This is a genomic window from Acetatifactor sp. (assembly GCF_982438285.1).
In genome coordinates this window covers 1-11785 of sequence record NZ_CEWDFQ010000067.1, presented here as the reverse complement: position 1 = coordinate 11785, position 11785 = coordinate 1, and the positions used below count along the sequence as shown (strand labels likewise).

6 protein-coding genes and 1 pseudogene are annotated in these 11785 nt (G+C 50.0%); all 7 read left to right on the top strand.

Features of this window, described 5'->3' with window-relative positions:
- A pseudogene (locus tag AC1WIP_RS05180) lies at positions 1-491 on the top strand (hypothetical protein); the annotation flags it as partial.
- 79 nt (positions 492-570) lie between these two features.
- Positions 571-2745 (top strand): helix-turn-helix transcriptional regulator, encoded by a 2175-nt coding sequence (locus AC1WIP_RS05175; RefSeq protein WP_481140820.1) that lies wholly within the window; start codon positions 571-573, stop codon positions 2743-2745.
- A gap of 27 nt (positions 2746-2772) precedes the next feature.
- On the top strand, positions 2773-3681 hold the full coding sequence (locus AC1WIP_RS05170; protein ID WP_481140819.1) for an ABC transporter permease: 909 nt from the start codon (positions 2773-2775) through the stop codon (positions 3679-3681).
- An 11-nt stretch (positions 3682-3692) separates the two neighbouring features.
- Entirely contained in the window at positions 3693-4619 is a 927-nt protein-coding gene (locus AC1WIP_RS05165) for a carbohydrate ABC transporter permease (protein ID WP_481140818.1), read from the top strand.
- 24 nt (positions 4620-4643) lie between these two features.
- Complete coding sequence (locus AC1WIP_RS05160) at positions 4644-7781, top strand: alpha-mannosidase (protein ID WP_481140817.1); 3138 nt, start codon at positions 4644-4646, stop codon at positions 7779-7781.
- A gap of 11 nt (positions 7782-7792) precedes the next feature.
- Entirely contained in the window at positions 7793-9679 is a 1887-nt protein-coding gene (locus AC1WIP_RS05155) for a glycoside hydrolase family 31 protein (protein WP_481140816.1), read from the top strand.
- Positions 9680-9691: 12 nt separating this feature from the next.
- Positions 9692-11785 (top strand): glycoside hydrolase family 2 protein (locus AC1WIP_RS05150; RefSeq protein ID WP_481140815.1); only part of this gene is annotated, 2094 nt, incomplete at its 3' end.

Genomic DNA, 11785 nt, shown 5'->3' with positions numbered 1-11785 from the left:
ACTGGAATTATGTGACGGTGCCTGATATTTCCTTTGATTACCAGATCAGAGAAAGAGTATGTCCGGAGGGATATTCCTCCTCAGAGGAATACCGCTACCAGAAGGCTACCGCAAACGAGGCCTTTAACGTATTCGGCTGCGGCCCCGGATATCAGTATGAGCTGATGAAGCTTGCCACAGAGGATGACCTGCAGGTGCTGCTTCCTGACTATGGCTGGCTGGTGCTGGTAGAGGAGGGACACAGAAGAGTGGATCAGGTAATAGAGACCTTCCCTGTATTGGTTTATACACCTGAGGAAGCGGAGAGAAGAGCTACTATATTTACGGATATCGATTCTTATCTGGGCACTATGAGAACGCAGTTTATCACCGGAGAGGCTGATATCGAGACACAGTGGGATGCACATGTGGCCACCGTGAAGTCCATGGGCCTGGATGAGCTTCTTTCCATTGAGCAGGCAGCTTATGACAGAATGTACGGCGATCAATAACAGAAAGTATATTGGTGCGCTTCCTGCTTTCATGTACGGTAGTTTTAGCAGGCGGTGAGAAGAACATGGAGGATGCAGAATGAGAAAAAGAGGAATGCTTAAAAAGATGTTTTTTTCCTACATAGGGCTGTTGATTCCCCTGTTTTGCATTCTCCTGCTTTTCTTCTACGGGTTGTCCTCAGAATTTAAAAAAATGGATGACAGACGCCTGGAGCTGACAGTGAACCAGGTTATGGAGGCTGTGGAGGACAAATACAGAAACATGATTTCCCGAAGCGTACAGATAGGGCAGTCCTCTTATGTGGCCAGAGGCGCTATGCTTAAGGGGGAGAGCCATATACAGGAGGCCATTCAATACATAAGCGAGGTCTGCGCCTACGAGGAAATGATTGCTGACTGCTTTGTCTACTACGGCAATGACAGAATTTATTCCATAGAGGGCTCCAGCAGTGTGAGCACTTATATCCAGGAAACGCTGTCCTGCAATGAAGAGACGGCCCAGATTATAAGAGCGCTGCTTGACTCTGAAAGCCAGGATATGGCCGTAGCCGTCAGGGAGAATGGAAGCAGCATGCTTTTATTCCATATGCCCATAGACACTGTGGTAAACGGCAGGCAGGCTTCTGTTAATTTCTGTGTGTCCATGGCAGAGTTTGCGGAGCTTATGACTCCTTTGCTTTTGGTGGAAAATCTTTATGTAAGGATGGATTTGGAAAACGGGCAGTCAGTATATCTGAGCGGAACCGGAGAAGAGGGATATCGGGAGATTGCACAAGAAGCTTTTCCCGATGTATCAACAGGCAGCTGGATTATCAAGGAGGTTTCCCAGAAGTATCCCAGAATCAATCTTCATTTTTCCTGGCAGTATGATATGGTGTACGCTAATATAATGGACTATCAGTTTACCGCCTATGTGGTTATGACCCTGTTTCTGATTCTGGCGGGGGCAATCTCCTTTAAGATCAGCTACAGCTACTGGCAAAAGACCAGAAGGGTAGCGGAGATGGTGGGAGATGTGCTGGAGGAACCTGCAGGCAGGGAGGCTAAGGATGAGTGGGATCTGATCAGGAAGGCAGTCAGCGGCATTGTAACCGAAAACCGCAATTCCAAGACAGTGATCACACAGTATCAGAGAGCCTTAAGGCAGCAGGTGTCTATGATGATTCTCCACGGTACCTATAATAATATGGAACAGGCGGAGCAGATGCTGGAGCTGTGTGAGCTGGATTTTTACGAGGAGTATTATGCGGTGTGCATTATTTATGCGCCCAAACAGCAGGAAGGACTTTTGGAAAGGCTTTTGGAGCAGGAATATACGGAGGATATCCACTGCAGCGGATTTCTCGGAGAGCAGACTGTATTTGAGCTTTTGCTGCAGTGCCCCAACGAAGATAAGTCTGGTGAGATAAGAAACGGACGGGCTGTCAGGCTGCAGAAGCTTTTTGAAGAGGCGTCCTCTAAGGCCGGCGCCCTGACGATTGTGATCAGCTCCATTTATGACAAGCGCCATATGATTGCCTATGCCTGGATGGAGGCGTTAGAGCAGCTGCAGGCCATGAGTGTAAGCCCGCTTTCGGGAAGCATTTTTATCTGCCGTCAAAGCGGTGGGGAAAATAATGAATTGAAGGCATTGGCCGATGCGCAGCTGAAGGAATTCGGAGAGGCCATGGAGCAAAAGGACGCCGACTGGGCGGAGCGTGTTCTGGAAAAGACAGCCAAGGGTGAAACAAAGCCGGGAGACAACACGGTTTATTACAGACGCTTCTGCCTGATCCGTTATATGATACAGCTGCTGCAAAACAGTGAAAGCGAAGTCCATCAGGCCATTTATGAGGATGTGAAGCGGATTAACCTGGGGGATACCGCCTCTTTTCTGGATGATATGAGAAATATTGTGAGATATTATTGCAGCCGTGAGGAGGGAACAAATTTCGACTATATTCTGCAATATATCAGGAATAACTACAGAAGGAACGATTTTTCCCTGGAGGAGGTGGCGGATGAGTTTGGCCTGTCGCGGACCTATGTGAGCCGCATTTTCAAAAAGAAAATGGGAATGCGGTATATTGATTATCTGAGCAATCTGCGGATGGAGGAGGCAAAGAAGGAGCTTTTGGAAACGGATCTGTCCATTCAGGAGATTGCGGAAAACGTTGGATATTTTGATGTTCCCGGCTTTCGGAAAAAATTTAAGCAGATGTACGGCATCAACGCTTCCCAGTATCGGAAGCAGTATGGCAAAGCACAGTCTTGAAAAACCGGGAGGGAAGGCGGATATGTAGTGAAGACGAAGAAAAAAAAGAGCATATGGCGTAAGTGGCAGCTTTATCTGATGATACTGCCCGCGCTCTTGTATGTGATTTTATTTAACTATAAACCGATGTACGGGCTGATCATAGCCTTTAAGGATTACAGCTTCAGACAGGGGATTTTGGGAAGCCCCTGGGTGGGCTTTCAACAGTTTGAGAGATTATTTTCCTCCTATTGGTTTCCCATTATCCTGAAAAATACACTGACTCTGAGTGTGCTGGCGCTGATACTGGGCTTTCCTGCCTCCGTGATCATTGCGCTGATGCTCAATGAGGTGATCAATAACAGAGTGCGAAAGTCCATACAGACAGTTTTGTTTGCCCCTCATTTCATTTCCACAGTGGTTGTCTGCGGCATGCTCACCCTGTTCTTAAGCCCGTCCAGTGGAATTATCAATAAGATCATTGAGTTTTTTACAGGAAATACCATTTTCTTTATGCAGGGGACTACCTGGTTTAAATGGGTCTATGTATTAAGCGGTATCTGGCAGGAGGCGGGCTGGGGAAGCATTATCTATTTTGCGGCTCTTGCCTCAGTGGATAAGGAGATTCTGGAGGCGGCGCAGATGGATGGCGCTTCCCGGTTTCAGAGGATTATCCATGTAAATCTTCCAGCTCTGGTACCTACTATGATTATTGTGTTTATCCTAAACTGCGGCTCTCTTCTGGGAATCGGATACGAAAAGGTGTATCTTTTGCAGAACGAAACAAACCTTATGGCCTCGGAGGTGATCTCCACCTATGTGTACAAGGTAGGACTGGAAAACAACAGCTATTCCTTTTCCACTGCGGTGGGGCTGTTTAACTCTGTGGTCAACTGTATTATTCTGGTGGCTGCCAATCTGATCAGCAGGAAGGCCAGCGATACCAGCTTGTGGTAGGGAGGTGGCGTATGGAAAAGCTCAGAGGAAAAAAGATGAGTTTAAACGACAGGCTGTTTGTCTGCTGCAATTATCTGATACTGGGGCTCATCCTTGTGATTACCCTGTATCCCTTGATTTTTGTGGTAAGCGCTTCTGTCAGCGATCCGGTGGCGGTAACCTCCGGCGATGTGATTCTTCTGCCGGTGGGTTTTACGCTGGATGGTTATAAGTATATTATGCAGTATCAGGATATTTTTACGGGCTATGCCAACACCATTTTATACACGGTGGGAGGCACACTGCTGAACCTGGCGGTGACGCTGCCCTGCGCTTATGCTCTTTCCAGAAAGGACTTGCCGGGAAGGGGCATTCTGATGAAAATTTTTATTGTGACCATGTATTTCAGCGGTGGATTGATTCCCATGTATCTGAATATCAGGGATTTTCACCTTTTGGACACCAGACTATATATGATGCTGGGAGGACTGGTATCTGTCTACAATCTGATCGTGTCCAGAACCTTTTTTGCCAGCATTTCCTGGGAGCTTCATGAGGCGGCCATGATCGACGGCTGCAGCGACTTTAAGATTTTTGCAAAACTGGTGCTGCCCTTGTCCAAGCCTGTGATCGTGGTGATGGCTCTCTACTATGGCGTAGGGCACTGGAACGAATATTTCAACGCTATGATTTACCTAAGCGACAGAGGAAAATATCCGCTGCAGCTGATTTTGAGAGAGATTCTGATTCAAAGCAAAATAGCCAGCACCATTTTGGAAGGAGCAGGGGGCGCCGGATTAGACGCAGGCTCCATGCAGGCTATGATGCAGCAGGCAGATTTGATGAACCTGATTAAATATGGAGTGATCGTGGTATCCACGCTTCCCATGCTGATTGTTTTCCCTTGGCTGCAGAAGTATTTTGAAAAGGGTGTAATGATCGGCTCGGTGAAGGGATAGCGGTCTTCGGGATGAGAGGAGAATATGCGTTATTTAGACAAAAGAGCAGATGTCATCTGCAGAGAATTGAAGCAGCTTTCTGTGAAGAAAGCTGTTCCCATTGAAAATTGGGAGTACAAAAAGGGATTCTGGCTGTTTCCCTCCAAGGCTGACGAGGACGAAGCGCCATGGGAGCCCTTCGACAGTAAAACCATGCACTGGTATGGCCCGGACGCCCATTGCTTTTTCCGGGCGAAGGTAAGAGTGCCAAAAGAGCTGGCAGGACAGCCCTTATGGCTTTTGATTGCACCGGAGCTTGGCATGACAAAGGATTCCACCAAGAATCCCCAGTTTCTGCTGTTTTTAAATGACAGCGCCGTTCAGGGAATGGACATCAATCACAGGGAGGCAAAGCTTTGTGAGGAAGCCATGGAGGGAGAGGAACTTCAGATCGGACTGCAGGCCTATTCGGGGCTGGATTTTACAGAGTTTCGCCTGGAGGCAGAGCTTTTTGTGCCGGATCTGGAGACGGCGGCTCTTTATTATGATATCTGGGTGCCGCTGCAGGCCTTCGGAAGGATGGACAAGGAAAATCAGGACCGGATTCAGATGACCGCCATTTTAAATGAGGCGGTAAACCTTATAGATTTAAGGGAGCCTTATTCGCAGGCCTATTATGAATCGGTCAGACAGGCGAGAGGGTACCTGAAGGAGGAATTGTACGAAAAGCGGGGAGGATATGAGGAGGTTATCGCCTCCTGTATCGGCCATACACACATCGACGTGGCATGGCTGTGGACCGTGGAGCAGACCAGAGAAAAGGCGGTGAGGAGCTTTTCCACTGTGCTGAAGCTGATGGAGGAGTATCCCGATTATAAATTTATGTCAAGCCAGCCTCAGCTGTACGTCTTTGTAAAGGAGAGATATCCCCAGGTTTATCAGGAGATCTGTAAGCGCATTAAAGAGGGCCGTTGGGAGCCGGAGGGCGGCATGTGGGTGGAGGCGGACTGCAACCTTACCTCCGGGGAATCCCTGGTCCGTCAGTTTTTGTATGGGAAACGGTTTTTTAAAGAAGAATTCGGCGTAGACAATAAAATCCTGTGGCTGCCGGATGTATTTGGGTATTCCGGTGCCCTTCCTCAGATCATGAGAGGCTGTGGCATAGAGTATTTTATGACCACAAAGCTGTCCTGGAACCAGATCAATCAGATTCCAAACGATACCATGATATGGAGGGGAATCGACGGCTCGGAGGTTCTCACCCATATGATCACAACCGTGGATATCGGGCAGAATATAAAGAACTTCTTTACCACCTATAATGGCAGACTGCATCCGGATTCCATTATGGGCGGCTGGGAAAGATACCAGAACAAAGAGATCAATAACGATATTTTAGTGGCCTATGGCTTTGGAGACGGGGGCGGCGGTCCCACCAGGGAAATGCTGGAGACCTCAAAGCGGATGGAAAAGGGGCTGAAGGGAATCCCAAAGGTCAGACAGGTATTTTCCCGCACATACTTTGAAGAGCTGCGAGAAAGAGTAGAGGGCAGTAAAAGGCTGCCCGTGTGGGAGGGCGAGTTTTATTTTGAATATCACAGGGGAACCTACACCTCCATGGGAAGAAACAAACGGGCAAACCGAAAGTGTGAGTTAAAGCTTATGGATCTGGAGCTTCTGCGGGTGCTTGCATCACAAAAGGGCCTTTCCTATCCTGTGGAAAAGCTGGAGCAGATATGGAAGAAGGTTCTGTTAAATCAATTCCATGATATTCTGCCCGGTTCCTCCATCCGTCAGGTGTACGACGTCACAAGGACGGAATACGAAGAGCTCTTTGCAGCTATGGAGGAGCTGACGACAGAGGCGCTGGAGACGCTGACGGAAGCCTCTGAGAATATTTCCGTGCTAAACACCATCGGCATGGAGACGGACGCTGTGATTTTGATAAAGGAGGAAATGCTGGAACCGCAGCTTTTGAAGGAGGCTTCAGAGCCCTCAAAGGAGCCTTCGGGGCTCTGGCTTTCAGATGAGGAGGGAAATGGTTTCCCAATGCAGAGAACAAAGGAGGGCTTTCTGGCGAAGGTGAAAGGACTGCCCTCCATGGGAAGCAGGGTCTGTCATGTGACATTGGGGGAACAGGCGACAAATCCCTTTATCCTAACGCCCTACAGTGTAGAGACGCCCCTTTACCGGGCCGTGTGGGACGACCAGGGAAATTTTGTGTCTATCTACGATAAGAGGGAGGAAAGAGAGGTGCTCGCCCCAGGGGGCAGAGGGAATCTGCTTCGTATGTACGAGGACAAGCCCATGGCTCATAACAACTGGGATATCGATGTTTATTACAGTGAGAAGAGCTGGGATATCACCCAGGTGGAGGAAATGGACTTTGTGGAGGAGGGACCTGTGCGCGCCACGCTGCTGATCAAAAGAAGCTTCAGCAGATCCTCCATCTGCCAGCGCATTCATTTTTATCCCGATACCATGCGGATTGACTTTGAGACGGTTTTGGACTGGAAGGACAACCAGCATCTTTTGAAGGCCTGCTTTCCTGTGGATGTGCACAGCACCCAGGCAGCCTTTGAGATTCAGTTTGGCAATGTAAAACGCAACACCCACGCAAACACCAGCTGGGAGGAGGCACAGTTTGAAACCTGCGCCCACAAGTGGGCAGACCTGTCCGAGGGAAATTACGGCGTGAGCCTTTTAAACGACTGCAAATACGGTCATTCCATAAAGAACGGAGAGATGACTCTGACCTTGGTTAAATCCGGAAATCATCCTAATCCACAGGCAGACAGAGAGGTACATTATTTTACATACGCTCTGTACCCTCATCAGGGTGATCTTGTCAAGGGGGATACGGTTAGAGAGGCGGAGCAGCTTAACAGAGCTCCCTATGTGGTGAAGGGAACCCTTGCGCTTCCTTCCTTCTGCAGCGTAGATTGCAAAAACATCAGAATCGAGACCATCAAAAGAGCAGAGGATGGAAGGGGGCTGATTCTCAGGCTTTACGAAAATCAAAATGCGAGAACCAGGGCAGTGCTTTTTTTGCCGCCCCAGATCACGCGCCTGATTCCCTGTAATCTCTTGGAGGAGGAGAAGGGAGAGGCCATTCCTGTCAGGGAAGGACGCGCGGAAATTCTGGTAAAGCCCTTTGAGATTCAGACATACAGATTACAGTAGAGGATGCAGCTATGGTAGAAAAATATGAATATGGCAGTCCTGTGAATACACAGGCAGTGGTGGAGGAAATTCCGCTACAAAGTGGTGAGCCTTCCTTTGGAAGGATTTTGCCGGGAGAAGGCTTTGGGTACATTTGTCCTCTTGAAAAACAGGATATTGTGTACGGCCTGGGAGAAAATGTCAGGGGACTGAACAAGAGAGGCTGGATATATACCCATTACAACAAGGATGATCCTGCCCATACAGAGGGAAAGCACGGTCTTTATGCAGCCCACAACTTTCTTCTGATCAGCGGCAGGCGTCATATGGGGCTGTTCTTTGACTATCCTGGGGAGATTTCCTTTGACGTAGGGGCTTCCAGAGAAAAGGAGCTTTCAGTAAGCGCTTCACAGGGGGATATGGTCTTATACCTGATAGAGGAAGCCTCGGACAGGGAGGTGGTGAAAACCTTCCGCAGGCTTATCGGAAAAAGCTATATTCCCCCAAAGTGGGGGCTTGGCTTTCAGCAGAGCCGCTGGGGCTACCGCACCGCCCAGGATGTGAGAGAGGTGGTGAAAAAACACAGGGAAGCTGGAGTGCCACTGGATATTGTGTGTCTTGACATCGACTATATGGATGGCTGCAGGGACTTTACGGTAAGCAGTGAACGCTTCCCGGACTTTCCTGCCTTCGTACAGGAGCTGAGAGAACAGGGTGTGCGGCTGCTTCCCATTATCGATGCGGGCATCAAGGCCCAGGAGGGCTGGGAGGTCTATGAGGAAGGCCGAAAAAAGGGATATTTCTGCAGAAAAAAGGACGGAGAGGAATTTATTTTCGGCGTATGGCCGGGGAAATCCGTGCTGGTGGACGTATTTGATGAGGAGGCCGCCAAGTGGTTTGGAGAGCAGTACGGCTTTCTCATAAGCCAGGGCATCGAGGGCTGCTGGAATGATATGAACGAACCGGCCATGTTCTGGAGCCTGGACGCTATGAAGGAGCTTTGGGAGAAGGTGCCGCCGGAGGAATATGCAAAGGAGGAGAAGCTTACCTCAAGCTTTGCCAGACTGCAGTCCGGCATACAGCGCTTTCAGGACAATCCTGCGGATCACGATAGATTCGTGCATCACTATGAGGGAAAAACCTATACCCACAGGCAGCTTCACAATCTGTACGGATATTTTATGATGAAGGCGGCAAGGGAGGGCTTTGAGAAAGGGATGCCGGATAAAACGCCACTTTTGTACTCCCGCTCCTCCTATATCGGCATGCACCGCTTCAGCGGCGTGTGGACCGGGGATAACTGCTCCTGGTGGAGTCATCTGCTTTTGAATATACAGATGATGCCCGCCCTGAATATGTGCGGCTTTCTCTATGCGGGGGCGGACATCGGGGGCTTCGGGGACGACTGTACACAGGATCTGATGCTGCGGTGGCTGTCCTTTGGAATTTTTGTTCCCCTGATGCGCAATCACTGCCATCTGGATTATAAGCCACAGGAATTTTATCAGTTTGAAAAGAAAGAGGAATACAGAGAACTGATCAAGCTGCGGTATCGGCTGATTCCTTTCCTTTACCAGGAAATGATTTCTGCCGCGGAAAACAATGATGTGCTCTTTGCACCCTTAAGCTTTGACTTTCCGGAGGATGAGATGGCCCGGAGTGTGGACGACCAGCTTCTTTTAGGGGATTCGCTGATGCTTGCGCCCATCTATGTGCAAAACGCCCCAGGGCGCTATGTCTATCTGCCGGAGGACATGCTCTTTGTAAAATGTCTGGACAGCGCGCATTTTGAGACAAAGGCTATGAAAAAGGGAATCGCCTATATTAAGGCAAAAGAGCATCAGGCATTTTTCTTTGTGCGGAAAGGAAAGGAAGAAAAGATAGGGGAAGTTTTCACAGAGCTTTCCATGGAAAGCTAAAGGGAGGAGACAATGCAGGAAATAGTATTGAACGGCATATGGGAGATGAAATCCCAGAGCGGGAAACAGGTTTTTGGAAAAATACCGGGGTCTGTCTATTCCTTTCTTCTGGACGCCGGAGAAATGGAGGATCCCTACTATCGGGAAAACGAGCTGGAGGCCTTAAAGCTTTTGGAGGAGGATTATACCTTTGTAAGAAGCTTTGACGTGCCAAAGACGCTGATGGACTGTCCCAATAAAAACCTTCGCTTTGACGGCATTGACACCATAGCGGAAATTTTTCTAAACGGCAGCTTTCTTGGCAGGGCGGACAATTTCCACCGGTACTGGGAGTTTGACGTCAACGAAGTCCTGCGTGATCAGGATAATCTGCTGGAGGTAAAAATCAAGTCTCCCATAAAATACATCCGCAGGAAGGATGAGGAGTACCATGTGGGGGGAACCGTTCATGCCATGAGAGGCTTTCCCCATATGAGAAAGCCCCACTGCATGTTTGGCTGGGACTGGGGCCCCAGGCTTCCGGATGCAGGTATCTGGAAGGATGTGCGCCTGCTTGGATATGGCGCGGCCAGACTGGGAGATATTCGCATCCTCCAGGAGCACAAAGAGGATGTATTTCTCACCGTCAGGGCACAGGCGGAAACGGTGAAGATGGCAGAAGCGGTGAGCGCTGCACAGGAGGTGGAATTTCGGATTACATTGACAGACCCTTTGGGAAAGGAAATCCGGCTTGAGAACGGTGTGCCCTGCCGGATAGAAAAGCCCCTGCTGTGGTGGCCCAACGGTCTGGGAGAGCAGCCCTTGTATACGGTGAAGGTGCAGCTGCTTTTGGACGGCGAGACTGTGGAGGAAGCAAGGAAGCGCATCGGCCTTAGGACGCTCACCATAGAGCGCCGCAGGGATTCCTACGGCGAGAGCTTTGCCCACAAGGTGAACGGACAGACCTTTTTTGCCATGGGCGCGGATTATATTCCACAGGACAATATTCTAAGCAGGATTACGCCCAAGAGAACCAGAAGGCTTTTGGAGGACTGCAAAAGCTGCCACTTTAATGTGATACGGGTGTGGGGAGGCGGATACTATCCCACAGATGACTTCTATGATGCCTGCGATGAGCTGGGGCTGGTGGTATGGCAGGACATGATGTTCGCCTGCGCCAACTATCTTTTGGACGATGCCTTTGAGGAAAACATTACAGAGGAAATCAGACAGAACGTGCGCCGTCTGCGCCATCACGCCTCCCTGGGGCTGTGGTGCGGCAACAATGAGATGGAATGGCTTTCGTCCCAGTGCAAATACGAAGGAAGCAAAACCACCCAGGCCCATTATATCCGCATCAACGAGCACATCATTCCCCATATTTTAAAGGCGGAGGATGCGGCTACCTTTTACTGGCCCTCCTCCCCCTCCTCGGGAGGCTCCTTTGAGGAGCCAAACAGCCCGGACAGAGGAGATGTGCACAACTGGGACGTATGGCATGAGGGGGTGCCCTTTGCCGCATACAGGGAGCATTGCTTCCGGTATCTGTCGGAGTTTGGCTTCCAGTCCTTTCCCTGTCTGGAAACTATAAAAAGCTTTACGCTGCCCCAGGATCGGAATGTCTTTTCCCGGGTGATGGAGCGGCATCAGAGAAATGAGGGAGCCAACGGAAAGATTTTGCAGTATCTTTCCATGACATATCTCTATCCCACAAGCTTTGAGACACTTTTATATGCCTCCCAGCTGCTGCAGGCGGACGCTGTGCGCTACGGTGTGGAGCATTTTCGAAGAAACCGCAGCGACGACCGCTGCATGGGGGCGGTGTACTGGCAGCTAAACGATATCTGGCCGGTGGCCTCCTGGGCCTCCATAGATTACTATGGCAGATGGAAGGCTCTGCAGTATGCGGCGGCAAGATTTTTTGCGCCGGTGATGATTTCCTGCGAGGAGGTCTGTGAGATCACCGCCAGAACCTCGGTGGTGCAGGAGCCCACCCCCAATGTGAGCACCGCCAGGCTGAACGTGACCAACGAGACGGCAAAAAGAATCCGGGGTGTGGCGGGGGGGGGGGGTCGCTCCCCCCCCCGCAGGATCCCTTTTTTCGGGGGGGGGGGGGGGAAAGAGGGG

Bases quoted from the DNA above. Each gene is read 5' to 3' on its own strand.
- AC1WIP_RS05165 (WP_481140818.1), top strand. From the start codon at position 3,693: ATGGAAAAGCTCAGAGGAAAAAAGATGAGTTTAAACGACAGGCTGTTT.
- AC1WIP_RS05175 (WP_481140820.1), top strand. From the start codon at position 571: ATGAGAAAAAGAGGAATGCTTAAAAAGATGTTTTTTTCCTACATAGGG.
- AC1WIP_RS05155 (WP_481140816.1), top strand. From the start codon at position 7,793: ATGGTAGAAAAATATGAATATGGCAGTCCTGTGAATACACAGGCAGTG.
- AC1WIP_RS05160 (WP_481140817.1), top strand. From the start codon at position 4,644: ATGCGTTATTTAGACAAAAGAGCAGATGTCATCTGCAGAGAATTGAAG.